Annotated in this window: 21 protein-coding genes and 1 pseudogene; 13 read left to right on the forward strand and 9 right to left on the reverse strand. The window is 65.9% G+C overall.

The features are described 5' to 3' along the window. Positions 1-8: 8 nt before the first annotated feature. The 8 genes from ACR9ZN_RS07545 to ACR9ZN_RS07580 are packed head-to-tail and all read right to left on the reverse strand — an operon-like array spanning position 9 to position 11,138. Positions 9-962 (reverse strand): ABC transporter permease, encoded by a 954-nt coding sequence (locus ACR9ZN_RS07545; protein ID WP_454816995.1) that lies wholly within the window; start codon positions 960-962, stop codon positions 9-11. Beyond that, a complete protein-coding gene (locus ACR9ZN_RS07550; RefSeq protein WP_481271811.1) occupies positions 955-2,583 on the reverse strand; it encodes a dipeptide ABC transporter ATP-binding protein in 1,629 nt (542 codons plus the stop codon). The genes ACR9ZN_RS07545 and ACR9ZN_RS07550 overlap by 8 nt, the downstream gene beginning before the upstream one ends. A gap of 24 nt (positions 2,584-2,607) precedes the next feature. After that, the gene (locus tag ACR9ZN_RS07555; protein WP_454816992.1) at positions 2,608-4,386 is read right to left on the reverse strand and encodes an ABC transporter substrate-binding protein; all 1,779 of its coding nucleotides are present in this window, start codon (positions 4,384-4,386) and stop codon (positions 2,608-2,610) included. Positions 4,387-4,444: 58 nt separating this feature from the next. Continuing rightward, positions 4,445-5,710, reverse strand: coding sequence for a GNAT family N-acetyltransferase (locus ACR9ZN_RS07560; RefSeq protein ID WP_481271812.1), 1,266 nt, complete (start codon positions 5,708-5,710; stop codon positions 4,445-4,447). 5 nt (positions 5,711-5,715) lie between these two features. Beyond that, positions 5,716-6,981: an acyl-CoA dehydrogenase family protein gene (locus ACR9ZN_RS07565; RefSeq protein WP_434959997.1), complete on the reverse strand. Its 1,266-nt coding sequence runs from the start codon at positions 6,979-6,981 to the stop codon at positions 5,716-5,718. Between the two features lie 39 nt (positions 6,982-7,020). Then, a complete protein-coding gene (locus ACR9ZN_RS07570) occupies positions 7,021-8,466 on the reverse strand; it encodes an LLM class flavin-dependent oxidoreductase (protein WP_481271813.1) in 1,446 nt (481 codons plus the stop codon). A 12-nt stretch (positions 8,467-8,478) separates the two neighbouring features. Then, positions 8,479-9,720, reverse strand: a complete 1,242-nt coding sequence (locus ACR9ZN_RS07575; RefSeq protein WP_481271814.1) for an acyl-CoA dehydrogenase family protein — start codon at positions 9,718-9,720, stop codon at positions 8,479-8,481. Next, positions 9,717-11,138 (reverse strand): NtaA/DmoA family FMN-dependent monooxygenase, encoded by a 1,422-nt coding sequence (locus tag ACR9ZN_RS07580; protein ID WP_481271815.1) that lies wholly within the window; start codon positions 11,136-11,138, stop codon positions 9,717-9,719. The genes ACR9ZN_RS07575 and ACR9ZN_RS07580 overlap by 4 nt, the downstream gene beginning before the upstream one ends. A gap of 331 nt (positions 11,139-11,469) precedes the next feature. Between ACR9ZN_RS07580 and groES the strand changes: the two genes are divergently transcribed. From groES to ACR9ZN_RS07620, 8 genes and pseudogenes are all read left to right on the forward strand, one after another. Then, complete coding sequence (gene groES, locus ACR9ZN_RS07585) at positions 11,470-11,757, forward strand: co-chaperone GroES (RefSeq protein WP_322433050.1); 288 nt, start codon at positions 11,470-11,472, stop codon at positions 11,755-11,757. Between the two features lie 74 nt (positions 11,758-11,831). Further along, entirely contained in the window at positions 11,832-13,460 is a 1,629-nt protein-coding gene (groL, locus tag ACR9ZN_RS07590; RefSeq protein ID WP_481271816.1) for a chaperonin GroEL, read from the forward strand. Positions 13,461-13,562: 102 nt separating this feature from the next. After that, the gene (locus ACR9ZN_RS07595) at positions 13,563-15,143 is read left to right on the forward strand and encodes an ABC transporter substrate-binding protein (RefSeq protein WP_481271817.1); all 1,581 of its coding nucleotides are present in this window, start codon (positions 13,563-13,565) and stop codon (positions 15,141-15,143) included. Between the two features lie 15 nt (positions 15,144-15,158). Further along, positions 15,159-15,377, forward strand: a pseudogene (locus ACR9ZN_RS07600) (ABC transporter permease); the annotation flags it as partial. A 100-nt stretch (positions 15,378-15,477) separates the two neighbouring features. Beyond that, a complete protein-coding gene (locus ACR9ZN_RS07605) occupies positions 15,478-16,107 on the forward strand; it encodes an ABC transporter permease (RefSeq protein WP_481271818.1) in 630 nt (209 codons plus the stop codon). Then, positions 16,107-16,982, forward strand: a complete 876-nt coding sequence (locus ACR9ZN_RS07610) for an ABC transporter permease (protein ID WP_454816976.1) — start codon at positions 16,107-16,109, stop codon at positions 16,980-16,982. The genes ACR9ZN_RS07605 and ACR9ZN_RS07610 overlap by 1 nt, the downstream gene beginning before the upstream one ends. A gap of 23 nt (positions 16,983-17,005) precedes the next feature. After that, positions 17,006-17,926, forward strand: a complete 921-nt coding sequence (locus ACR9ZN_RS07615; protein ID WP_481271819.1) for an ABC transporter ATP-binding protein — start codon at positions 17,006-17,008, stop codon at positions 17,924-17,926. Between the two features lie 3 nt (positions 17,927-17,929). Next, positions 17,930-18,727, forward strand: a complete 798-nt coding sequence (locus ACR9ZN_RS07620) for an ATP-binding cassette domain-containing protein (protein WP_481271820.1) — start codon at positions 17,930-17,932, stop codon at positions 18,725-18,727. Positions 18,728-18,740: 13 nt separating this feature from the next. Here ACR9ZN_RS07620 and ACR9ZN_RS07625 read toward each other — a convergent pair whose 3' ends face one another. Beyond that, positions 18,741-19,253: an OsmC family protein gene (locus tag ACR9ZN_RS07625; RefSeq protein WP_434959987.1), complete on the reverse strand. Its 513-nt coding sequence runs from the start codon at positions 19,251-19,253 to the stop codon at positions 18,741-18,743. Positions 19,254-19,467: 214 nt separating this feature from the next. Between ACR9ZN_RS07625 and ACR9ZN_RS07630 the strand changes: the two genes are divergently transcribed. From ACR9ZN_RS07630 to ACR9ZN_RS07650, 5 genes are all read left to right on the forward strand, one after another. Next, entirely contained in the window at positions 19,468-20,247 is a 780-nt protein-coding gene (locus ACR9ZN_RS07630; protein ID WP_454816968.1) for an SDR family NAD(P)-dependent oxidoreductase, read from the forward strand. 283 nt (positions 20,248-20,530) lie between these two features. Further along, positions 20,531-21,670, forward strand: coding sequence for an ABC transporter ATP-binding protein (locus ACR9ZN_RS07635; protein WP_481271821.1), 1,140 nt, complete (start codon positions 20,531-20,533; stop codon positions 21,668-21,670). A gap of 52 nt (positions 21,671-21,722) precedes the next feature. Then, positions 21,723-22,829 (forward strand): ABC transporter substrate-binding protein, encoded by a 1,107-nt coding sequence (locus ACR9ZN_RS07640; protein ID WP_481271822.1) that lies wholly within the window; start codon positions 21,723-21,725, stop codon positions 22,827-22,829. Positions 22,830-23,018: 189 nt separating this feature from the next. Then, the gene (locus tag ACR9ZN_RS07645; protein ID WP_441771610.1) at positions 23,019-23,963 is read left to right on the forward strand and encodes an ABC transporter permease; all 945 of its coding nucleotides are present in this window, start codon (positions 23,019-23,021) and stop codon (positions 23,961-23,963) included. Continuing rightward, positions 23,960-24,760, forward strand: a complete 801-nt coding sequence (locus tag ACR9ZN_RS07650) for an ABC transporter permease (protein WP_434959982.1) — start codon at positions 23,960-23,962, stop codon at positions 24,758-24,760. The genes ACR9ZN_RS07645 and ACR9ZN_RS07650 overlap by 4 nt, the downstream gene beginning before the upstream one ends. Positions 24,761-24,790 lie beyond the last annotated feature (30 nt).

Genomic DNA, 24,790 nt, shown 5'->3' on the forward strand with positions numbered 1-24,790 from the left:
TCCGTCTCTCAGCGCCGATGGGGATCGAGGATGTTGCGCAAGCCCGCACTCAGCGTGTTGAAGCCCACCACCGTCAGGAAAAGGGCGATGCTCGGCCCGAGCAGGAACCAGGGCTGCAGCTGGTAGAGCGAGGAGCGTTGCGCATCCGCGATCATGTTGCCCCAGCTCGCCGTCGGAGCCTGGATGCCGACCCCCAGGAAGGACAGAGTCGCCTCCGCCACGATGTTGTTGGGCAGTTGCACGGCCCAATAGACCAGGGCGACTGGCGCGACATTGGGCAGGATCTCCCGGATCAGGATACGCCGGCGACTCGCGCCGAGCGTCTGCGCCGCCTGCACGAAGGGACTGTGCCGAAGCGAGAGCACCAGCCCCCGCGTCAGGCGGGCGAAATAGGTCCAGGAGAACAGGGCGATGATCAGCACCACCACCAGCAGGGGATCGGCGATCGGCTGGCCGCTGGCGCCGCGGTTGAGCGCCAGCAGGCTGAGCGCCGTCACCACGAACGGAAAGGACAAGGCCACGTCGATGCCCTGCGAGATCACCCGGTCTGCCAGCCCGCCGAAATAGCCGGCGATCAGGCCGATCGAGGTTCCCACCACCATGGCGAGCGTCGTGGCGGGGATGGAAACCAGCAGGGAAACGCGCGCGCCATAGAGCGTGCGGACCAGGACATCGCGGCCATCGCCGTCGGCGCCGAGCGGAAAGGCCCAGCTCGGCCCGATCGGCAAACCATCCTCCGACAGGGCGATGTCGCTGAACTGCTCCGTCGGTCCGTGGCCGAGCCAGAGCGCCACCAGGGGCGCGAGCAGCGCCGCAGTCACCACCCCGAGCACCAGCAGCCCGCCGAAGCGCACGGATGGCTCCGCCAGCACTGCCCATAGGCCGCTAGGCGGCCGCCTCAGTTCAAGGCGGGAGGAAACCTGCTCGGGGCCCTCGGTAAAAGTCCGGGTCGCCTCAACCATGCAGGACCAGCCTTTCATGCCGGTTGAGATCCCTCGCCTTCTGCCCCGGAATGGCTGCGATGAGCGCCTGCGTATAGGTCTGCCCGGGACGCCGGAAGACCTGCGCGGTCGCCCCCTCCTCCACGATGCGGCCGGCCTGCAGCACCAGCACGCGATCGCACAGATCGGCCACCACGCCCAGATCATGGGAAATGAACAGGATGGAGACGCCGAGCCGGCTTCTGAGGGAGCGCAGCAGCGCGATGATCCTGGCCTGGGTGGTGATGTCGAGGGCCGATACCGGTTCGTCGGCCACGATCACGCGCGGCTCCAGTGCCACCGCGCGGGCGATCGCGATGCGCTGGCGCTGCCCGCCGGAAAGCTGGGCGGGATAGCGATCGAGCACGTCTTGGGGCAGCTCGACCACCTCGACGAGGTCGCGGATGCGCGAGCGAATCTGCGGTGCGGACAGATCCGTGTTGATGATGAAGGGCTCCGCCAGGATGGCACTGATCCGTCGCCTCGGATTGAGGCTGCCATAGGGATCCTGGAAAACCATCTGGATGGCGGAACGTTGCTGCCTGGTGAGGGTCATGGCGCCGGCGTGGGCATAGACGCTGTCGCCGAGCCTGACCTGGCCTTCGTCCGGCCTGTCCAGTCCGACGACGATCCGGCCGATGGTCGACTTGCCCGAACCAGACTCGCCTACCACGCCCAGGATCTCTCCCTCGCGCAGGGCAAAGGAAACGCGATCGAGCGCCTGCAGCGTGCCTTCGGCCTTGCCGCCCCGGCGGAAGCGTCGGGAAATCGCTTCCACCGTCAACAGGGGAGCGGTCTCAACCGGCACCGCGGAGCCAAGGGCCAGGCCGTGGCGCGCCGCTCCCAGCAGCAGCCTGGTATAGGGCTCCTTCGGTGCATCATAGATGCGCGCCGCCGGCCCCTGCTCCACCACGCTTCCCCCGCGCATCACCACCACGTCGTCGGCGATATCGTTGACGACGCCGAGATCATGGCTGACGAAGATCAGGGCCATACCATGGCGCTCCTGCAATTGCCGCAGGAGCGTGAGGATGGCGGCCTGCACTGTCACGTCGAGCGCCGTCGTCGGCTCGTCGGCGATCAGCAGGTCCGGGCCGAGCGCGATCGCCATGGCGATCATCACGCGCTGGCGCATGCCGCCGGAGAACTGATGAGGGTAGTCATCGATGCGCCGGGCGGGATCGCGAATGCCGACCTCGTCGAGCAGATCGAGGATGCGCGTGCGCAGGGCCGATCGTCCCACGCGCTGGTGGGCCGTGATCGCCTCGCCGATCTGGCTGCCGATCGTCTTGAGCGGATGCAGATTGGAGAGCGGATCCTGGAAGACGAAGCCGATCTGCGCGCCCCGCAGGCGACGCAGCCGGCCCGCCGACAGGCCGAGAAGCTCGGTGCCGCGATGGCGCGCACTGCCCGTCACCACCGCCGAGGGGGGCAGCAGGCCGGTGGCCCCCAGCAGCGACACGCTCTTGCCGGAGCCGGATTCGCCGACGATGGCCAGTGTCTTGCCGGCCTCGACGCCGAAGGAGACGCCGCGCACCACCTCGGTGCGATGCCGCCGCGTTCCAAAGCTCACATCCAGATTGTCGACCGCGAAAATCGCCATGGCCGCCTCTCCTGCGCCCTGTCGCTATTTACGCAGGGCAATGTTGGTGATGTCGGCATGCACGGCGAGCGAGGACCAGTTCCACAGCGCGATGCGATCGGAGGTGATGGCGACCTTGCGCTTCTCGAACAGGGGGATCCAGGGCAGGTCGGCGGAAACGAGGCGATCGGCCTTGGCCCAGATCGGGCCTGGATCATCGGAAGGGAAGGCCTCGGCCGCCAGCTGGTTGAGCTCCTTGTTGGAATAGCAGACCGCATGGGTATTGCCGGTGCCGCAGGGCGAGGCATCCGAATTCAGCCAGCCTCCAAGCAGCATGCGCGTGCTCGGCCCCTGCCAGTCGGGTGCGAAGGCCGCCCCCAGGAAGACATCCCAATGGCTCTTGGGGTCCTGGATGTAGGACCGGTATTGCGAACTCGGCACCGGGATGAGGTTGAGGGTAAAGCCGGCCGCAGCCAGGTCTTCCTTGAGCGTCACCGCGATGGCCTGGGTCTGCGCCGTGGTCTGGTACACAGCATCCAGCGTCACGCCGTCGGGATAGCCGGCCTTGGCCAGCAGTTCCTTGGCCCTGGCCGGATCGCCCGCGCTCTTGGGCGTGGCGTAGGGATCGAAGGGCTCGTAGCCCAGGATGGTCGAGGTGATGATCTGGCCGAGCGGGAGAGCGGCGATCGAGCCGCCCTGACGCTGGACGAGATGGGCCTTGTTCACCGCATAGGCCAGGGCCTGGCGCACTTCGAGCTTGCGCAGGGCGGTGGCGCCGGGGCCGGTGGCTTCCGGCCGGGCGTTGAAGGTGATGAAATTGGCCGAGCCGCTGTTGGATGCATGCAGATAGGGGCTCTTCTGCGCCTGATACTGCCGGATCGCGGCCAAAGGCGGCACGTCGAGATAGAGCGACAGGTCGGCTTCACCGGCACGGATCTTCTGCACCACGGCGTCTTCGGTATTGGTGGTGAAGTCAACGACGATCTCATCGACATAGGCCTTGCGGGCTGGATCGGCGGCATGATTGTAGTTGGCCACCTTCTTGAGCACGAGCTTCTGGCCCTGGTCATAGGCTGCGACGTAGTAGGGACCACTCGAGGGCAGGTTCTTCCTGAATTCCAGCGAATCCGGGAAATATTTGGAGGCGATTTCCGGCGGCAGCGGGCTGACGAAGTTCATCGACAGGATGTTGAGGAAATCATAGTTCTTGGAGTCCGAGCGCAGCACCAGCGTCCTGTCGTCGGGCGCGGAGACACCGGCGATGTCATGCGTGTCGGTGAAGGCCTTGGTGGCGGCGAGATCGCCCGTCGGCACCTTGGCGAACTGCTTGCAGTAGTCGGCGAAGCCCGAAAAGGCGAGATTGAAATAGTTGATGGCTGCGACCTGCTTGTTGGGATCGCAGAAGCGCTTGATACCGTAGACGAAATCGCCCGCCGTGATCTTGCGCGTGGTCGAGCCGGAATAGGTGATGCCATCGCGAAGATGGAAGGTATAGGTCTTGCCGTCGGGGCTGACGTCCCAGGACTCGGCAAGGTCGGGCACCAGCTTGGTGTCGTCCTTGATGTCGCCGGGCGCGCCCGGATAGGTCACGAGCTGGCGTGTCACCGCCCGCAGGATCTCCCAGGAATCGGTGCTGTAGCCGGTCAAGGGATCGAAGGCATCGAGATCGGGGTCGAGCGAGGCGATGCGCAGCGTCCCGCCATACGGAACGTCGTCAGCCGCCTGTGCAGCGCCGAGAGCGAGGCCGCCCGTCAGCAGCAGGGCGGCCGTAAAGCGCGACGCGGAGCCGAGCAGCCTGGAACGAGCGAAATGCCGGGATTTCATAGTCTGTTTCCTGATGTATCGAAGAAAGGACGAAGGCCGCTTCGCCATGGCGAAAGGCCTAAAAGACGGTGCCGGCATGGGGCTGCGCCGACGTGGCGAACAAGGCATCGAGCGTGGACAGCACCGCCTCGCTCTCGGCCTTGACCCGGCCGGCCCTGGCGAGTTGCCACCAGCGCGTGCCGCCGAGATAGGTCGTTGCCAAGGCGGCGATATCGAGCTCGGCCTGCGCCGGAGCGTCTGTCGGCACCGCACCCTGCGCCGAGAGGCGGAACCGGCCATTGTTCTCGGCGAAAAGGGGGTCGCTGACGGCGAGCACCACCTCGCCTTCACCGCCATAGCGGCGCGTTTCCAGCGCCAGGCGCACATCGAGAAGACGCAGCCAGGTTTCGTCGCGCTGGCCGGTCACACGCGCCTGCCGATGGTTTTCGAACAGCCATGGCAGGGCGTCATCCACCGGCCGGCCGGGGAAGAGGATGCGATGCACCAGATCGACACTGAGAAGATGGGCGACCAGTGCGCCATAGGCGGCATCGTCGGCCACGACCAGATCGTCCACGACCAGGGTGCGATCCGAACCGGCGAACCACTCGTCGAGGCCGATCGGGTGATAGCGCACATAGCCGCTCTCCCGTCCTTCCTCCCCGGCCACCACGACATAGGCCGGCGCCTTGGACAGGTCCTGGCGCAAGCGCTGGAAGTGCCACCAACCGCGCCAGCGGGCGATGGTGCCGGCCCGCTCAGTGCCGGCCTGGGCATGGATGACGGGCAGCAGCGACCAGGCCTCGTCCGGATCGACGAACCGCACCGGCCCGCCACGCGGCACCTCGGGGCGCAGACGCGCTCCTTCGGCGGCGAGGTCGAAACTGACCTGCGAACTGGCGATGCCATAGCCGAAATGGGCGTAGATGCGCGCATCCGAGGCCCGCAGCGTGGCGACGGCATCGCCGCGCGAACGCGCCTCCGCCAATTGCCTTTCAAGGAGAGCCGTGCCGATGCCCCGCCTGGTATGGGTGGGCAGCACGCCGACATGGGTGACGGCGGCATGGGCGAGGCGTCCGCCACCCGGCACCGTCAAGGTGCTGGCATAGGAATTGACCGTACCCACCAGCGTGCCTGATGCGAAGGCGCCGAGGGTGCGACCCGCCTCATAGATGTCGGCGATGAAGCCAGCATCTATCGGTCCGAAATTCGGCAGTCCCACCATGGCGGTGCGAAACAGGCGAGCGGCCTGGATCAGCTCTGAAGTGCCTTCCAGAATCCTAACCCGAGCCGGTGCCGGGCTCGGCGCCCTGACGGCCGAGAGGTCTACGGCGTGCAGCGACATGGCGCTCAGGCCTTCGCCGGCGGGGTGAAGACGCGAGGCTTCGGCAGCGTCTGGTTGAGCGCGAATTCGCCGATTTCGCGCAGGCGGTAGGACACCGGGTCATGCACCGTATGGGTACGTACATTGCGCCAATAGATGTCGAGACCGTATTTGTTGGCCGTCGAGCGGGCGCCCGTCGCCTCATAGATATCGGCGGTGACCTCAAGCGAGACCTTGGTGGCGATGACCTTGGCCTGGTCGATCAGAAGGGCAAGCTCGCCCCACGCTTGCGCCGTCAGCGCCGGGCCGGCCAGCAGTGCCGCCTGATAGAGGGCCGCGGCCTTGTCCGCCAGGGCCACGCCGGCGGCGATGCCCGCCGACAGGCGCCCGAAGAGCTGGAGATGGTAGGGATCCTCGGTAGCCCTTTCCAGCCCCGACTCGGGCCAGGGCCGGCCATGGCTGCGCACATAGGCGGCCGCAGCCTTGAGCGCTCCCTCGGCAATGCCAAGATAGAAATTGACGAAGATCAGCTGGCTGAACAGCACGCGCAGCCCGTCGCGCTGCTCGACATCGCCGACATAGTGGTCGAGACCCGACAGGAGGTCCGCTTCGGTCGCCTCCACTCGATCGAAGATCACCGAGCCGCTGGCGGTGAGACGCTGGCCCAGATTGTCCCAATCGCCCTCGAAGCTGATGCCCTTGCGCGAGGGCGGGACCTGGAAATGCACCCGCTTCTCGCCGTCCCACACAGTGACGGTGAGGATCTGCGCGATCGAGGCGCCGGTGGCGAAGGTGCGCCGGCCGCTGATCAGATAACCGTTCGCGGTCTTCTCCAGTTCGGCCTTGGGATCGCGCGGATTGCTGACGCCGCCCTGGAACCAGCCCTCCTCGGCAACGCCGCGAGCCGTGCCCTGCCATTGTTCGGGCGTGCCGAGGATGTAGCTCCACACTCCGTTGGAATAGTGATAGGCGATCAGTTGCCCGATCGAGCCGTCCGCTGCAGAGATGATACGGCTGATCTCGAGCGCCTGCGCGAGATTGGCGCCGGCGCCACCCAGGGCTCGCGGCACGGCAAGGCCGAGAAGGCCAGCCTTGCGCAGGAGCCCGATTTCCTCGAACGGATCCTGGTTGGCGCGGTCGCGTTCGAGCGCACTGGCCGCGAGTTCGGCGGCGACATGTTCGGCGCGGCTGCGCCACTCCACGAACTCCGCCTCCGAAAGGCCGGCATAGATCTCGATGGCGGCATCCCTGCGCGTATCGCGCAGGGCGCTCACGGTTGCGTCATAGGCCACTTTGTCTCGTCCTTGTTCAAAACTGTCGGCAAATGGGGGTCACTCGGCCGCGGTCGCGGCCGGCACGTCCCGCGTGGGGACAAAACGGGTGAAGTCGCGGAAGGAGGCGCCGCGATGGTCCTCGCGCAGCCGGCGCTGGCCATCGCCCTGGAAGCGTTCGCGCAGGGTCACCGGCGTCGCCGGCCGCTCGCGGATGCGGCCGCGCTGCCGAAGCTCGGGCACGACGAAGCGGATGAAATCCTCGAAGGAGCCGGGGCTGATGGCATAGGCAAGGTTGAAGCCGTCGATGCCGGTCTCGTCGGCAAGGCGCTCGAGCGCGTCGGCAACCTTCTTGGGCCCGCCGACCAGGGTGGGATGGATGCCGCCAACGCCGATATAGTCGGCGACATCGCCCACGGTCCAGCGCCGGTCGGCATCGATGCTGGTGAGGCTGGACAAAGCCGAGCGGCCGGCATTGGTCTCGATATATTCGATGGGATGATCGAGGGGATATTGCGACCAGTCGACCCCGGTCCAGGCCGAGAACAAAGCGAGCGCCGCCTCCACGCTGGTGTAGGAGAGATAGTCGCGATACTTCGCCTCGGCTTCCTCGTCGGTTTCAGCCGTCACCACGCTAATGGCAGTGATGAACTTGATGGCGTCGGGCGCCCGGCCGAGTTCGATGGCGCGCGAGCGGATCTGCTCGATACGCCGGCGGATCGACGGCGAATTGGTACCGCCCAGGAAGACGACTTCGGCATTCTGCGCCGCGAATTCGCGCCCGCGCGTCGAGGTGCCGGCCTGGTAGAGCAGGGGCGTGCGCTGGGGGCTCGGCTCGGACAGATGCGCGTCCGGCACGGTGAAATAGGTGCCGCGATGATGGATGGCATGGACCTTGGAAGGATCGGTATAGATCCCCCGCTTGCGATCGCGGATGACCGCATCCTCCTCCCACGACCCTTCCCACAGCTTGTAGGCAACGTCGACGAACTCCTGGGCGCGGTCATAGCGCTCGTCATGATCGATCTGGCGTTCGAGGCCGAGATTGCGCGCGGCCGACTCCAGCACGGAGGTGACGACATTCCAGGCGATGCGCCCCTTGGTGAGGTGGTCGAGCGTGGTGAACTTACGCGCCAGCAGATAGGGCTGCTCATAGGTGGTCGACACCGTGATGCCGAAGCCCAGATGCCGGGTTGCCGCCGCCATGGCCGAGACCAGCAGCAGAGGATCGTTGACCGGGGATTGGGCGGCGGTGCGCAGCGAGGCATCGGGCGTGCCGGCATAGACGTCCAGGTGTCCGAGCGCATCGGCCAGGAACAGCCCGTCGAAGCCGCCTTCCTCGAGCAATTTAGCGAGGCCGATCCAGTAATCGATGCTGGTATAGGTGTCGGCCCGGTCGTCGGGATGGCGCCACAGGCCCGCCGAGACGTGGCCGACGACGGCCATGCCGAAGCCATTGAGCAGAAAGGGTTTCTTGGCGGCAATCGGCGGTGATGAAACGGACATCGTTCAAACCATTCACGAATAATAGGTGGGTGGAGGAACCGTCCCGTTGAGGGCGTAGTCGCCCACTTCCAGGACCTTGTAGTGCACGGGATCGTGCAGCGAGTGGGTGCGCACATTGCGCCAGTAGCGATCGAAGGAGAGCGCTCTGGTGGTGGCCCGCGCGCCCATCAGCTCGAACAGGCGGGAGGTGACCTCCAGCGCCACCTCGGTCGAATGCACCTTCGACTGGTAGGCGATGGCGGCGACCTCGCCTCTCTCCTGCTCGGTCAGCGCGCTCCCGCGTTCCACCGCGCGCTGGGCCGCCTCACCAGCCGCATCCGACAGGGCCACGGCCGAGGCCAGCGCGACGGAGAGCCTGCCGAAACGCTCGACCACCAGCGTGTCCTCGCTGGCCTTGCCGGCCGGCGAGGAAAGCCAGGGCCGCGAGCGCGTGCGGACATAGTCGCGCGCCTCCTCGAAGGCACCGAGCGCCGTGCCGAGATAGAGTTCGCCGAAGGCGAGCTGGATGATGGGCACATGCAGGGTTTCGGCCGGCGTCTGCGGGGCGTCCTCGCGGCGATGCGCGACGAGGTCGTCCAGGCTCACCGCGACATTGTCGAAACTGGCGCTGCCGGAGACGGTCAGGCGCTGACCCATATTGTCCCAGTCATGGCCGAAGCTCAGGCCCGGCGCGGGATTGGGCACCACGAACTGGCCGATATGGCCGCCGGCATCGCCCCCGCCGATCTCCGTCCCCGGCGCGAAGCGCACCCAGACATGCAGGGTGTCGGCCACCGCCGCACCGCTGGCAAAGGGCTTGGAACCGTTGAGCACGAAGCCCGTGCCTTGCGGCGTCGCGCTGATGAGCGGCTCATAGGCGGCCTGGGCCACGCCGCCATGGAACCAGCCCTGCCGGAGGAAGCCCTCCGCGCGCCGGGCAAACAGCGCCTGGTTCGCGCCATTCCGGCCCAGGGCCGTGCCGAACAGATGGTAGGTAGCGATCTGGGCGATGGAAGTATCGCCCTTGGCCAGGATGCGGATGATCTGCAGCACCTGCCGGGTGCTGGCACCGCCCCCGCCAACCGCTTCTGGCAGGAAGATCGTCAGCAGTCCGGCCTTGCGCAGCAAATCGATCTCCGCCACCGGATCGGCACCGGCGGCATCGCGCGCCGCCCCCGTCCGCTGCAGTTCCGCCGCGACCTGCTCGGCCGCCTCAACCCGGAGCCGAAACCGCTCCTCCCTGCTCAGGGCTGCCCGCGTTCCATCGGCGCTCATGACCGGGCCTCCGCCGTCTGGGCTGCCGGGAAGGCGAAGCGGGCCGCGGGATGGTCAGGCGGCACCCGCGGGGAATCGGTGCCGAACAGGCGGCTGCGCAGCGCCCCGGTCCGGCGTTCGCGCAGGCGCCCGCGCCGGTCGAGCTCAGGCACGACATGCTGCGCGAAATCGCGGAAGCTACCGGGATTGACGATATGGATGAGATTGATGCCGTCGGTATCGGTCTCGGCGAGGCAGGCGTCGAGATCGTCGGCGACCCGGGCCGGCCCGCCCACCAGCGCCTTCACCCGCCCGAAGCCGCCATCGGGCAGGAAAGCCTCGCGCAGGGTCCAGCGCCTGCCCGAAGCCGGGTCGTCGAACATGCGCAGCAGGGAGCGGTTGGCGTTGGTGTCCCGATAGCGCAGCGGCTCATCGAGGGGGTGACCGGCAAAATCGATGCCCGTGCTCGCCGAATAATGGGTGATGGCGCCTTCCAGGCTGTAATGGCGGCGATAATCGTCGAACTTCATGCGGGCCGTTTCGTCATCCCCTGCCGTGACCACGGCAAGCGCGCTGACGAAGCGGATGGCTCCCGGCGCCCGGCCCGCCTCGCGGGCCAGTTCCTTGATGCCGGCGACATTGCGCCGGATGCCGGCGGCGTCGGCCCCGGCGACAAAGACCACCTCGGCATGGCGGGCCGCGAAAGCCTGTCCGCGCGGCGAGCCGCCGGCCTGGAAGATCACTGGCACGCGCTGGGGGCTGGGCTCGGAAAGATGCGGGCCGGGAACGGTGTAATAAGGGCCGCGATGGCCGATGCCATGCACCTTGGAGGGATCGCTATAGAGCCCTTCGGGGTGGTCCGCGCTGCCGCGGTCGCGCAGGACGGCATCGTCCTCCCACGAGCCCTGCCAGAGCTTGTAGGCCACTTCGAGGAATTCGTCGGCGCGGTCATAGCGCTCGTCGTGAGGGTATTGGGCCTCCAGCCCCAGATTGCGCGCGGCACTGTCGAGCTGGGAGGTCACCACGTTCCAGGCGATGCGCCCGCGGGTGACATGATCCAGCGTGGTGAATTTGCGGGCGAGCAGATAGGGCTTTTCGTAGCTGGTCGAGACGGTGATGCCGAAACCGAGATCGCGCGTGGCCGCCGCCAGGGCCGAAACCAGGAGCAGGGGGTCGCCGAGGGGAGATTGCGTGCCGGTTCGCAGCGAGGCCTCGGCGCTGCCGCCATGCACGTCGAGCAATCCCAGCGCATCGGCGATGAACAGATTGTCGAAGCGACCCTCGTCGAGGATCCGGGCGAGCTCGATCCAATAGTCGAGATCGGTATAACGGTACGTCTCATCCTCGGGGTGTTGCCACAGCCCGTAATTGACATGGGAAACCGAGTTCATGGTGAACCCGTTCAAAATGATCGGTTCGGCGGACACGACGTACGTCATCCATTTCTTGAGCAAAGCGCGTTCATGACTGAACGCTTTTTTGCTCTAACTCATTGTTTCGACGCGTCTTTGCGGTTCTTGGTGAGCCCGTCGAATCGCAAAACGCTTTGGGGAAGTTTGGTTCGCCGGGATGGCCGCGCCTGCTGTCGCCGCAGGCTGCGTCCGGCAATCGATGGAGGTATGATTACGCATCAATTACATATTGTCTATATATTTTGTATTCTTTTTATTGACGACGGCGCTTGACCCGCCCTAGCATGGGTTCAAGCCGCAAAACCCGCCTGAATCAGGCGGCAGATCGCGGTGCTTCAATCAATCTGAGGTAGAATCCATGAGCTTTCGACCGCTCCATGATCGCGTGGTCCTGCGTCGCCTGGAAGGCGACGAGAAAACCAAGGGCGGCATCATCATACCTGACACCGCCAAGGAAAAGCCCCAGGAGGGCGAGGTGGTCGCCGTCGGCCCCGGTGCGCGCGACGAGAGCGGCAAGCTTCAGCCGCTGGACGTGAAGGCCGGCAACCGCGTGCTGTTCGGCAAATGGTCCGGCACGGAAGTCAAGATCGACGGCCAGGACCTGCTCATCCTCAAGGAAGCGGACATCCTCGGCATCATTGCCTGACGTCCCCTCCCCCTTTTCACAGTCAGACAGGCCCGGAGCGCTTTCGTCACCGCCCGGCCCGAAGGAATTCAACCATGGCAGCAAAAGACGTCAAATTCTCCTCCGATGGCCGCGAGCGCCTGCTGCGCGGCGTCGACATCCTGGCCAATGCCGTCAAGGTCACGCTCGGCCCGAAAGGCCGCAATGTCGTGATCGAAAAATCGTTCGGCGCGCCGCGAATCACCAAGGACGGCGTCACCGTCGCCAAGGAGATCGAGCTCGAGGACAAGTTCGAGAACCTGGGCGCCCAGCTCCTGCGCGAAGTCGCCTCCAAGACCAATGATCTTGCCGGCGACGGCACCACCACCGCCACGGTCCTCGCCCAGGCCATCGTGCGCGAAGGCGCCAAGGCGGTGGCGGCCGGCTTCAACCCCCTCGATCTCAAGCGCGGCATCGACCTCGCCGTTACGGCCGCGATCAAGGATATCGAAAAGCGCGCCAAGAAGGTCAAGTCGTCCGAGGAAGTGGCCCAGGTCGGCACCATCTCGGCCAATGGCGACAGCTCGATCGGCGCCATCATCGCCACCGCCGTCGACAAGGTCGGCAACGAGGGTGTGATCACCGTCGAGGAAGCCAGGAGTCTGGAGACCGAGCTCGACGTCGTCGAGGGCCTGCAGTTCGACCGCGGCTATCTCTCCCCCTATTTCGTCACCAATGCCGAGAAGCTGGTGGTGGAGTTCGAGGACCCCTACATCCTCATCCACGAAAAGAAGCTTTCTTCGCTCCAGCCCTTGCTGCCCGTGCTCGAAGCAGTGGTGCAGACCGGCAAGCCCCTGTTGATTATCGCCGAGGACGTCGAGGGCGAGGCGCTCGCCACCCTGGTGGTCAACAAGCTGCGCGGCGGGCTGAAGGTCGCCGCCGTCAAGGCGCCGGGCTTCGGTGATCGCCGCAAGGCCATCTTGGAGGACATCGCCGTCCTCACCGCCGGGGAGACGATCTCGGAGGATCTCGGCATCAAGCTCGAAAACGTCACGCTCTCCCAGCTCGGCCGCGCCAAGCGCGTGCGCATCGAGAAGGAGAACACCACCGTCGTCGACGGCGCCGGCAAGAAGAAGGACATCAGCGCCCGCGTTGCCCAGATCAAGGCGCAAATCGAGGAGACCACCTCCGACTATGACCGCGAGAAGCTGCAGGAGCGCCTGGCCAAGATCGCCGGCGGCGTCGCGGTGATCCGCGTCGGCGGTTCGACCGAGGTCGAGGTCAAGGAGAAGAAGGACCGGGTCGACGATGCGCTCAACGCCACCCGCGCTGCCGTCGCCGAAGGCATCGTGCCCGGCGGCGGGGTTGCGCTGCTGCGGGCCAAGGCCGCCGTTGCCGAGCTCAAAAGCGAGAACGCCGACGTCCAGTCCGGCATCAACATCGTCCTGAAGGCCCTGGAAGCGCCGATTCGCCAGATCGTCGAGAATGCCGGCGTCGAGGGCTCGATCGTGGTCGGCAAGATCACCGAGAACAAGTCGGCGACCTTCGGCTTCAACGCCCAGACCGAGACCTTCGTCGATCTCCTGGAGGCCGGCATCGTCGATCCGGCCAAGGTGGTGCGCACCGCCCTGCAGGATGCCGCCTCGATCGCCTCGCTGATCGTCACCACCGAGGCCCTGGTGACCGAGCTGCCCCGGGAAAAACCGCCGGTCGGCCCGCCGGGCGGCGGCATCGGCGACTTCTGACGCCGACATCAGGCAGGCGGATCGCCCCCGGCCTTCCGCCTGCCGCGACGCACCGTTGCCCGGCGCGTCCGCTCCTCTGACTGGAATGAATGGAAGATTACGATGCGGTTCGTTTCCCTGGGCCTCAGGCTGAGCCTCGCCGGCGCCCTGTTCGCCCTCGTTCATGGCGCGGCCCTCGCCGACGACGCCGACAAATATGGCGGCACGCTGATCGTCGCCCAGAACGCCGAGATCACCAATCTCGATCCAGGCCGGGAAGGCGGCTGGGAGACCTTTCGCATCGCCCGTCACATCCACGAGGCGCTGGTGACCGAGGACCTGTCGAAATCCGGCGCTGAGGTGAAGGTGCCGCCCCTGAAGGCGGCCCTCGCCGAATCCTGGGAGATCTCGCCGGACGGGCGGGTCTACACCCTCCATTTGCGCCGCGGGGTCAAGTTCCATGACGGCACCGATTTCAATGCCGAGGCCGTAGCCTTCAATATCCGCCGCGGCTGGGATCCGAAATTCGAGTTCTACGACAAGATCAGCGCCGCCAACCTCGCCTATACCTATTCCTCGCTCAGCCGGATCGACACGCCCGACGACCACACCCTCGTCCTCACCTTCGCCGAGCCGTTCAGTCCCTTCCTGCGGATGCTCGCCCAGGGCAGCGGCGGCTCGGGCGGCATTGCCAGCCCCACGGCCATCCGCAAATACGGCAATGACGGCTATGCCGAGCATCCCGTCGGCACCGGCCCTTATCGCTTCGTCGAACGGGTCCGCGGCCAGAAGGTCGAGATCGAGCGCTTCGACGGCTATTGGGGCGACAAGCCCTTCCTCGACCGCATCATCTTCCGGCCGATCATTGACGGCAATGCCCGTGTCGCCGCGCTGGAGACCGGCGAGGTCGACATCATCTCCTGGCCGCCGCGCGACAGCGTGGCCAAGCTGAAGGCGGAGGGCTTCAGCGTCGACAATGTCGACCTGCCTTCGGTCTATTACTACACCTTCAACACCGCCAACGAGACCTTCAAGGATCCGCGCGTGCGCCAGGCGCTCGCTTTGTCGATCGACCGGGCCGGGCTGGCGCGCGACCTGCTCAAGGATACGGCCGGGCCTGCCTATGGCATCCTGAACCCGGGGAGCGATGCCTTCGACCCCTCCTTCCGCGACTATCCGCACGATGTGGAGAAAGCCAAGCAGCTGCTGGCCGAAGCCGGCCACCCCGACGGTGTCAGCGGCCTCCTGGAGATCTATACCGGCGGCGAGCCGGTGGCCGAATGGATCCAGCGCGACGCGGCCAAGGCCGGCATCAAGCTCAAGATCCGCTCCTATGACTGGAACAGCTTCCTGGCCCGCAACAAAAAGAGCGGCCCCGAGGTTGCCCTGACCTCGATGGAATGGGGTTTTCTGACACCCTATTGGCTTTACATCGTCGCCCACAGCCAGAGCAGCGGCAATACGGGCCACTACAACAATCCGGCGTTCGACAAGGCGGTCCATGAGGCGATCACCGCCGTCAAGGCCGAGGACATCAGGGACAAATGGCGCGAAGCCAACCGGATCCTGGCCGCCGATGTCGGCAAGCTGCCGATCTATTACGAGCGCACCCATTATGCCGTGGGCAAGAATGTCGGCGGCTTCGCCACCCCCGCCCAGGATTGGTACGATCTCAGCCATGTCTGGCTGAAGGAAAAGCAATAGGCCGGGGGTGCTGGGATGATCGCCCTCATCGCACGCCGCGCAGTCGCCTCGCTCGCCATTCTGGTGCTGGTGACCTTCCTCGTCTTCCTGGTGGTCTATTTCAGCCCGGGAGACCCGGTGGCGATCATGCTCGGCCGCGACGCCTCGGGCGAGACCGCCGACCAGATCCGCCGCGATCTCGGCCTCGACAGACCCTTCCTCGTCCAGTATGGCGCCTGGCTGTGGGGCCTGCTGGGCGGCCATTTCGGCACATCGATCACCATGCATGTGCCGGTGCTCGACATCCTCGTCCCCGCCTACGTCAACACCTTCATCCTGGCGCTGGCGAGTTCTGGTGATCGCCTTGACCGTCGGCGTCCTGCTCGGCGTGCTCTCCGGCCTGCGGGCCGGGGGTTGGTTCGACCGGCTGGCGGCCGCAATCAGCGAGGGCCTCGCGGCGACGCCGGTGTTCTGGCTCGGCATCATGCTGATCTGGCTGGTCTCCAAGCAGCTGCGCTGGCTCCCTTCATCGGGCATGTACAATCTCAGGGGCTCCCATTCCCTGGCCGATCTTCTCGCCCATCTCGTCCTGCCGGCCTTCTCGGCCGCCGTGCTCGCCATCGCCATCATCATGCGCCTGACGCGCGCCAGCGTCATCGACGCGCTCAATGCCGATTATGCCAGGATGTTCGCCTCGGCCGGCATGTCGACGCCGAGGCTGCTGTTCACCCAGATCGCCCGCAATATCCTGGCGCCGATCGTCAGCATCGGCGGGCTGCAATTCGGCACGCTGTTCGGCGGCGTCATCTTCGTGGAGACAGTGTTCGCCTGGCCCGGCCTCAGCGCCCAGCTCTACAACGCCATCACCGCCCATGACATCCCGGTCATCCAGACCGGCGTCCTGATGATTGCCGCGACCTTCATCGTGATCAACCTGATCGTCGACCTCGCCCTGGTCTGGCTCAATCCACGAGCAAGAGCCTGATGTCGCTCTCCCAAGCCTCGAATTCCCTCGGGCCATCCCCCACCGACGCGCCCATACGGCGACGCTGGATCAATCGCGGCGTCATCGGCCTTGCGATCATCGTCGCGGTGGGCGCCCTGGCAGCCCTGGCCCCCCTGATCTCGCCCTATGACCCCGACATCGGCGAAGGCGCCCTCCGCCTCGCACCGCCCGGCACGCCGGGCCATTTGCTCGGGCTCGACGGCCAGGGGCGCGACATCCTCTCCCGCCTGATCTGGGGCGCGCGCCTGTCCCTGATCGCCAGCATTGTCCCGGTCGCCATCGCCTTCATCGTCAGCCTTGGCCTTGGCCTCGCCGCCGGCTTCGCGCGCAAGCCTCTGGGCGAGGTGATCATGCGCGGCATCGACGTGCTCTTCGCCTTTCCGATGATCCTGTTTGCGATCGCCATCGCCGCCATGCTCGGCCCGGGCCTCACCACCATCATCGCCACCATCGCGCTGTCGCTGGTTCCCTATATGACGCGCGTGGTCTATTTCGCGGTGCTGGCGGAAACCGGGCGCGAATATCTGGATGCGGCGCGCCTGCTCGGCGCCGGCCGGACGGCCATCCTGTTCGGCGAGCTCCTGCCCAACGTGCTCTCGCCCGCCATCATCTACGCCACCACGCTGATCGGGCCGATGATCGGCTTTTCCTCCGGCCTCAGCTTTCTCGGACTCGGCATCCAGCCACCCTTGGCCGATTGGGGGCGGATGACCGTGGATGGCGTCGGCGTGTTCGCCGAGGGCGCGCCGCATGTGGTGATTGTCCCCGGCGTCGCCATCATCGTCGTCTCGCTGGCCTTCAACTGGCTCGGCAGTGGCCTGCGGAACTGGCTGGATCCTCATCACCACGCGTAATCGCACTCGTTGAAGGAGCGGCCATGTCGATCATTGCCCCCATTGCGCATCACAAGGTTCAAGCGTCGCCAGGCCCTTCGGATCTTTTGCGCCTCGCAGATCTGCACGTCACCATCACCACACCCCGCCGCACCATCAAGGCCGTCAGGGGCGTCGACCTCAATCTCCAGGCCGGCGAGATTCTCGCCCTCGTCGGCGAGTCCGGCTCGGGAAAGACCATGACGGCGGCCTCCATCGTCGGCCTGCTGCCGCGTCCTGCCGCCCGGATTACGCAAGGGCGCATCCTCTTCCAGGGCCGGGATCTGCTCGCTGCCGGCACGCGCGACCGCCAGCGCATCCTGCGCCAGGACATCGCCTTCATCGTCCAGAGCTCGCTGACCTCCCTGAACCCGACATCCACCATCGGCCGGCAGCTTGCCGACATGATCGCCTTCCGCAACGGGTTAGGCCGCAGTGAGGCCCGCCGCGAAGCTGAGCGCTGGCTTGGCGAAGTCGGCATCGAAGCGGCCGAACGCGTCATGGCCTCCTATCCGCACAGGCTGAGCGGCGGCATGCGCCAGCGCGTGCTGATCGCCATGGCGATCAACAGCCGCCCCAAGCTCATCATCGCCGACGAGCCGACGACGGCGCTCGACACAGCCACCCAAAAGCAGATCCTGGCCTTGCTGTCGCGGATCCGCGACAGCTATGGCACCGCCATCCTGCTGATCACCCATGATTTCGGCGTGGTGTCGTTCCTGAGCGACCGCATCGCGGTCATGCAGCAGGGACGCATCGTCGAGACCGGGCAGACCGAGCGGGTGCTTGCGGCACCCCAACATCCCTACACGGCGACACTGATCGATGCCGTGCCGCGCCTCGACCATCCCCTGCCCCGCCCCATGCCCAGCGTGATCAGCGAGCAGGATCGGCCGGCCATCCTTGCCCGTGCAGCCGGACGATAAGCGATGGTGGCATCCCCTCTCCTCCAGGTCCGCGGCCTCACCCGGCGCTATAGCGTACGCACCGGCCTGTTCGGCCGGCAGCACGAGGTCGTCGCCGTCGAGGATGTCGATTTCGCGATCGAACGCCGCGAGATCGTCGGCATCATCGGCGCCTCCGGTTCGGGCAAGTCGACGATCGGGCGCCTGTTGACCGGCCTGGACCAGCCCGACGGCGGCGAGATCCTGTTCGGCGGCGCCAGGATCGACGGGCTGTCCGACCAGGCGCGCCGCCCCCTGCGCCGCCGTCTCCAGCTCGTGCTGCAGGATGCGTCCTCGGCCCTCAATCCGCGCCGGCGCGTGGGCGTCCAGATCGCAACGCCGATGCTGCGGCTGGGCATCGCCGCCGACCGCGAGGACGCACGCGAGCGCACGTCCCGGCTCCTGCGCCTGGTGGGACTGAGTCCCGACGCGGCCGAGCGCTACCCGCATGAATTCTCCGGCGGACAGCGCCAGCGCATCAACATCGCCCGCTCGCTCGGCGTCGAGGCCGAATGCCTGATCCTGGACGAGCCGACCTCCGCGCTCGATGTCTCCGTGCAGGCCCAGATCCTGGCGCTGCTGCTCGACCTCAAGCAGCAGCTCGGCCTGACCTATGTGTTCATCAGCCACAATCTGGCGGTGGTGCAGTCCTTCTGCGACCGCATCCTGGTGCTCGACAAGGGGCGCCTGGTGGAAAACCTGCCGTCCGGCACTATCACCAGGCAAGCCAGGGCGCCGGCCACCCGCCGCCTGCTGGAGGCAAACCTCTCCCTGTCCGGTTGAGGAGAACCCCGCGTCAGGCCATCCGGTGCAGCGACACGCTGGTCTTCGGGCCGTTCTTGATGGTCTGAAACACCACGCAATAGCGCTCGGTCAGCTTCAGCAATTGGTCAAGCCGTTCTTGCGGCGCCTCGGTGTCGACGTCGAAGCGAAGCCGGATCTCGGCAAAGCCGACCGGCGCCTCCCTGTCGACGCCCAGCGTGCCGCGAAAATCGAGGTCTCCCTCGGCGCTGACCTGGCCGGCCTTGAGAGGCAGGTCGATCGCCGTCGCCACCGATTTCAGCGTCACGCCGGCACAGGCCACCAGGGCTTCCAGCAGCATGTCGCCGGAGCACAGTTCCAGCCCGGATCCGCCAGTCGCCGGATGCAGGCCGGCGGTCGCCAGCGCCCGCCCGGTTTCAACCTTGCAGGCAATGCCCTCGCCATCGATCGAGCCCTTGGCTTTCAGGGTGATCAGCGCCGTCGTCGGGTCGGCGCGATAGCGCTCCTTGATCGGCGCCTGCATGGCGCGCAGTTCAGTCGAATCCATCTGTCCCTCCCGGACCATCACGATGTCGCGTTGGCGCGGACTATAGGCGCCGCACACCGCCTGGCAAATGCCTCTACCGTCCCCTGGGGTTCGTCCCCGCAAGCCAGGCACCTTGCGATCCGCGCGATTTTGTCTGATGAAATTAAGTCAGCCTTCACCGACCCGATTGCAGAGCAGCCGGCGATCGCATTTGCCCGATGGCGAGAGGAGCACCATGTCGCGCCCGATTTTCGACCTCACCGGCCGCCGCGCCATCGTCACCGGTTCCAGCCGAGGTATCGGCCAGACCATCGCCGTGTCCCTGGCCGAGGCGGGCGCCGATGTCGCCGTGACGGCACGCCGGCTGGAGAATCTCGAAAGCACCCGCCAACTCGTCGAGGCAACGGGGCGCCGCTGCATCGCCCTGGCCCAGGATGTCGCAGATGTCGAGGACTGCAACGCCGTGATCGGCCAGGCGGCCGAGACACTCGGCGGCCTCGACATCCTGGTCAACAATGCCGGCGTCGAGACCGTGCGCCCATCCTTGGACGTCGACGAGGCCTTGTGGGACAGCATCGTCTCGACCAACCTCAAGGGCGCCTTCTTCTGCTCGCAGGCAGCCGGCCGGATCATGGCCGGAGCTGATGGTGGGGGCCAAGGCGGAGCTATCGTCAATCTGTGCTCCCTCACCTCCTTCGTCGGCATTCCCACCGCGGTTCCCTACGGCGCCTCCAAATCCGGCCTGCTCGGGGTCACCCGCGCCCTCGCGGCCGAATGGGCTGTTCACCACATCCGGGTGAACGCGATCGCGCCCGGCTATTTCCGCACGGCCATGACCGAGGTGTTCTACCAGGACGAGGCGTGGCAGGGGCAGATGCTGGCGAAGATCCCGCAACGGCGCTTCGGCGAGCAGGCGGATATAGCGGGCGTCGCGGTGTTCCTGTGTTCGGATGCCGCGGCCTATGTCACCGGCCATTGCATCCCGGTCGATGGCGGCTATCTCGCCTCCATCTGATTCCGGGAGCAAGGCGCGTTCACGGGCGAACGCTTGCCCATTTTAACGTCGCGTTTCGACACGTCCTTGCGGTTTTGATGACTGCGTCTCATCGCAAAGCGCTTTGATCGCTTCAGCTTCGATCTTCATGCACTGCACAATAATTAGTCACAATAGCGGTGCGGGCAAGAATTGCGCAGACAGCGTTGACCGTATTTGTATGTAGCTGTATAGACAGCTTCGTGCTGCCATGAATTCGGCCTGCGGGACCGAACGCGGCAACCCGGGAAGACAGGGGAACGAAATGGAATCTGCGCCCCTCAGCAGCCGCCTGTCTGGCGGAGCGAGCTCCTTTGCCGTGTCCGTGAAGGACGTCGCCATGGTCTTTGGCGATGTCCATGCGGTCAAAAGCGCATCCTTCGACCTGCCCAAGGGAAAATTCCTCACCATTCTCGGCCCGTCCGGCTCGGGCAAGACCACGCTTTTGCGCATGGTGGCCGGCTTCGACGCGCCGACCCGCGGCGAGATCTTCATCAACGGCCAGCCCGTCAGCGCCGTGCCGGCGCATAAGCGGGCCATCGGCATGGTGTTCCAGAGGCTGGCGCTGTTCCCCCACATGACAGCCGCCGAAAACGTCGCCTTTCCCCTCAAGATGCGCCGCCACGATGCCCGCGGCATCGCCGCCAAGGTAGAGCGCTATCTTGAGCTCGTGCGCCTCGGCGGCTATGGCGCGCGCCGCATCAACGAATTGTCGGGCGGCCAGCAGCAACGCGTGGCGATCGCCCGCGCTTTGGTGTTCGAGCCCGACCTCCTGCTGCTCGATGAGCCGCTGGCCGCCCTCGATCGCAAGCTGCGCGAGGAAATGCAGCTGGAGTTCCGCCGTATCCAGAAGGAGCTCGGGGTGACGACGATCAACGTCACCCACGACCAGCGCGAGGCCCTGGTGGTCTCCGACGAGATCATCGTGATGAATGGCGGCCAGATCCAGCAGAAGGCCCGCCCGCTCGACGCCTACCGGACGCCGGCCAACGCCTTCGTCGCCAATTTCATCGGCGTCACCAATTTCATCGAGGGCGTCGCCGGTGCCGCGACAGCCTCCACCCTGGCCTTCACCAGTGCGGGTCGCAGCCTGGTCGGCGTAGCAGCCAATCCCGCCGAACCGCCGGCTCCCGGCGAGGCCTGCCAGGGCGCGGTCAGGGCCGAGCAGGTCCGGATCGCGCCGAGCGCGGCGAAGCTGCAGGGCCTCGAGACCATCGTGGACGGCGTGGTCGAGGATTCCATCTTCGAGGGCGAGCGCATCGTCTACGAAATACGGGTTCCGGCTCTCGACGGCGCACTGCTGCGGGTCTTCGATCACGATCCCATCGCGCATCAGCAATTCGACCCGGGCGAGGCCGTCAGCCTGGGATGGAATGCCAAGGATATGCATGTCTTCAAGAAGTGACGCCAAGTCCAAGAAGTGACCCGAGAAGGTCCGATCCAGAGGAGAACCAGTGATGTCACAAGATCAGTTCCTGTCGATTGAGATCCGCCGGCGCACTTTGCTCGCCTCCCTGCTGGCGGCGGGCGCGACGGCCGCGTTGGGCACGGGCCGGGCCATGGCCGCCGAGCCCGAAAAGCCCTCCGAAATCATCGTGCGCGCCTGGGGCGGCAGCTGGGTCGATGCCCTGAAGGCGGGTGTCTCCGACAGCTTCACCAAGAAGACCGGCATCGCCGTGCGCCACGATTTGACCGAGGACAACGAAATCCAGCCCAAGCTGTGGGCAGCCGTGGCCCAGAAGCGTACCCCGCCGATCCATGTGAACTGGGACACCACCACCAACGCCACCAAATCGGCGCTGCGCGGCGTGACGGAAGACCTTTCCGACCTGCCCAACCTCAAGAACACCACCGAGCTTGCCAAGCCCGTCGGCCTCGACGGCTATCCGATCGTCAACACCTACGGCTATGTCTATGTGCTGGCCTATCGGCCATCGGCCTTCCCCAACGGAGCGCCCAAATCCTGGAAGGACCTGCTCGATCCCAAGCTGAAGCGCCGCATCGCGCTCTACAATGACGGCATCGGCTTCCATTTCCCTGCCCAGATCGCCGGCGGCGGCAAGCTGGAGGATATTCCGGCCAACATGCAGGCGGCCTGGGACTTCATCGCCAAGGTGAAGGAGCAGCAGCCCTTGCTGGGCGAGGATCCCGATTTCACCACCTGGTTCCAGAAGGGCGAGATCGACGCGGCCTGCACCATTTCCACCAATGCGCGCGAGGCCAAGAAGAACGGCATCGACCTCGCCTGGGTAGTGCCGGAGGAAGGCGCCAAGTTCGACACGGACGGGCTGTGGATTCCCAAAGGCCTGCCGGAGAACGAGCTCTATTGGGCCAAGCAGTACATCAACCACGCCTTGACCAAGGACGCCCAGCAGATCTGGCTCGACGGCCTGGGCCTGCCGGGCGTGGTACCCGGTCTCACCCCGCCGGCCGATCTCGTCAACAACCCCGCCTATCCGACCAAGGAAGAGGATTTCAAGCACCTCATCCGCATCTCGTCGCGGACGCAGGTAGAGAACGAGAGCAAGTGGTTCGCCAAGTTCAAGGAAATCATGCAGGGGTGAGACAAACCAGCCTTCTCCCCTCGCGGGACCTAAGGCACTTCCCATGGAATTGCCTTAGGTCCCGGCAGGGGGATGAGGGGTGTTGGCAGATACCTTGCAAGGTTGCGTATCTCCCCTCATCCGACCTCGCTACGCTCGGCCACCTTCTCCCACAAGGGGAGAAGGCAGATTCCATCGAGGACCGACAGGATGCGCTCTTCGCGTGCCGCCTATCCCCTGACCTGGCGCATCATGGATGCGCTCGAGCGCCTGGCTGCCCTGGTGTGGCCGTCGAGCTTCAAGGCCGGGCTGCCCTATCTGATGCTGCTGCCCGCGCTCGTATTGGTCGGCCTTCTCGTGCTCGGCCTGATCCAGATGGGCGATGCCAGCCTGCGCGTCCTCGACACCAGCACCTTCCTGATGTCGGAGAACTACACGCTCGCCAACTACCAGCGCGTGGTGAGCGAAAGCTTCTTCACCGCCGTGGCCGGGCGCAGCCTGATGGGCGCCGTCATCGTGACGACAGCCACGCTGATCCTGGCCTTCCCCTATGCCTATCTGATGGTGCGCACGCCGTCCTCCGGCTTGCGCAAGTTCCTTCTGGTCGCGCTGTTCCTACCCTTCTTCATCGGCCAGGTGGTGCGCGCCTATGGCTGGCTGATCATCCTGGGCAATCAGGGCATGGTCAACGAGGCCCTCGGCCTGGTCGGCGTGGCGCCCATGCGCCTGCTCTACAACTATCCCGCCGTCCTCTTCGGCCTGGTCCAATACATGTTGCCCTTCGCCGTGCTGATGCTGGCGCCGGCCCTGACGGCGATACCGGCGGAACTGGAAGCCGCTGCCAGTTCGCTCGGCGCGGGCTGGGTGCGGACCTTCCGCCATATCGTCCTGCCCCTCGCCCGTCCGGGCCTCGTCGGCGCCGGCCTCGTCGTCGTCACCCTCTCGCTGACCGATTTCGCGGTGCCCGCCATCCTGGGCGGCGGCACGCAGGACTTCATCGCCAACGCCATCTACGACCAGTTCTTCCGCACCTCCGACCAGGGCCTGGGCGCCACGCTGTCGCTGATGCTGGTGGCGGTCGGTTCCATTCTCGTCGGCGTGGTGTTCATGCTGTTCGGCGCCGGCACGCTGGCCATGAGCGGAGAACGCAAATGACCGGCAGCACCAGCAAGTCCATCGTGATCTGGGGCTTCGTGATCGCGGCGCTGGTGATGCTGTCGGCGCCGACCATCGTGGTGCTCGGCGCCTCCTTCACCGCGGGCAACATCATCACCTTCCCGCCCGAGGGCTTCTCCTTGCGCTGGTACGGTGCCATCGCCCAGGCAACCGATCTGCGCCAGGCCTTTGTGCGCTCGCTGATCGTGGCGACGATCTGCACCCTCATCGCGGTGCCCGTCGGCACGCTGGCCGGCATCGCGCTCGCCAAATACAGGATCCGCTTCGAGCGCTCGATCCAGGTCTATCTGCTCCTGCCCTTCACCATCCCGCTGATCGGCTCGGGCATCGGCATGATGCTGGTCTTCGGCAATCTCGGCGTGCTCGGCCGGCTCTGGCCCGTCGGCATCGCCTGCTGCGTGATCAACTTGCCCTTCATGATCTGGGCGGTCACGGCCAGCGCCAGCAATCTCAGCCCGGACCTGGAACTGGCTGCGGCCAATTGCGGTGCACCGCCCTTGCAGCGCTTCATCTACATCACTTTGCCCGCGGTGCTGCCGGGGATCATCACCGGTTCGCTCCTGATGTTCATCCTCGCCCTCAACGAGTTCCTGGTCAGCCTGCTGCTGGTGGATGCGCGTTCCGTCACGCTGCCGGTGCAGATCTACAACTCCATCCGCTCCATCATCACGCCGGATCTCGCCGCCATTTCCGTCGTCTTCATCGCCTGCGCCGGCCTCGCCATCGCGCTGCTCGATCGGCTCGTCGGCCTCGACATCTTCCTCAAATCCAAATGACGTCAAAGGCCGCCAGCGGCCGCGTATCCA

Source organism: Labrys sp. HAY1-8F, assembly GCF_056754975.1.

Bases quoted from the DNA above. Each gene is read 5' to 3' on its own strand.
- ACR9ZN_RS07545 (WP_454816995.1), bottom strand. From the start codon at position 962: ATGGTTGAGGCGACCCGGACTTTTACCGAGGGCCCCGAGCAGGTTTCC.
- ACR9ZN_RS07550 (WP_481271811.1), bottom strand. From the start codon at position 2,583: ATGGCGATTTTCGCGGTCGACAATCTGGATGTGAGCTTTGGAACGCGG.
- ACR9ZN_RS07555 (WP_454816992.1), bottom strand. From the start codon at position 4,386: ATGAAATCCCGGCATTTCGCTCGTTCCAGGCTGCTCGGCTCCGCGTCG.
- ACR9ZN_RS07560 (WP_481271812.1), bottom strand. From the start codon at position 5,710: ATGTCGCTGCACGCCGTAGACCTCTCGGCCGTCAGGGCGCCGAGCCCG.
- ACR9ZN_RS07570 (WP_481271813.1), bottom strand. From the start codon at position 8,466: ATGTCCGTTTCATCACCGCCGATTGCCGCCAAGAAACCCTTTCTGCTC.
- ACR9ZN_RS07575 (WP_481271814.1), bottom strand. From the start codon at position 9,720: ATGAGCGCCGATGGAACGCGGGCAGCCCTGAGCAGGGAGGAGCGGTTT.
- ACR9ZN_RS07580 (WP_481271815.1), bottom strand. From the start codon at position 11,138: ATGACGTACGTCGTGTCCGCCGAACCGATCATTTTGAACGGGTTCACC.
- groES (WP_322433050.1), top strand. From the start codon at position 11,470: ATGAGCTTTCGACCGCTCCATGATCGCGTGGTCCTGCGTCGCCTGGAA.
- groL (WP_481271816.1), top strand. From the start codon at position 11,832: ATGGCAGCAAAAGACGTCAAATTCTCCTCCGATGGCCGCGAGCGCCTG.
- ACR9ZN_RS07595 (WP_481271817.1), top strand. From the start codon at position 13,563: ATGCGGTTCGTTTCCCTGGGCCTCAGGCTGAGCCTCGCCGGCGCCCTG.
- ACR9ZN_RS07610 (WP_454816976.1), top strand. From the start codon at position 16,107: ATGTCGCTCTCCCAAGCCTCGAATTCCCTCGGGCCATCCCCCACCGAC.
- ACR9ZN_RS07615 (WP_481271819.1), top strand. From the start codon at position 17,006: ATGTCGATCATTGCCCCCATTGCGCATCACAAGGTTCAAGCGTCGCCA.
- ACR9ZN_RS07620 (WP_481271820.1), top strand. From the start codon at position 17,930: ATGGTGGCATCCCCTCTCCTCCAGGTCCGCGGCCTCACCCGGCGCTAT.
- ACR9ZN_RS07625 (WP_434959987.1), bottom strand. From the start codon at position 19,253: ATGGATTCGACTGAACTGCGCGCCATGCAGGCGCCGATCAAGGAGCGC.
- ACR9ZN_RS07630 (WP_454816968.1), top strand. From the start codon at position 19,468: ATGTCGCGCCCGATTTTCGACCTCACCGGCCGCCGCGCCATCGTCACC.
- ACR9ZN_RS07635 (WP_481271821.1), top strand. From the start codon at position 20,531: ATGGAATCTGCGCCCCTCAGCAGCCGCCTGTCTGGCGGAGCGAGCTCC.
- ACR9ZN_RS07640 (WP_481271822.1), top strand. From the start codon at position 21,723: ATGTCACAAGATCAGTTCCTGTCGATTGAGATCCGCCGGCGCACTTTG.
- ACR9ZN_RS07645 (WP_441771610.1), top strand. From the start codon at position 23,019: ATGCGCTCTTCGCGTGCCGCCTATCCCCTGACCTGGCGCATCATGGAT.
- ACR9ZN_RS07650 (WP_434959982.1), top strand. From the start codon at position 23,960: ATGACCGGCAGCACCAGCAAGTCCATCGTGATCTGGGGCTTCGTGATC.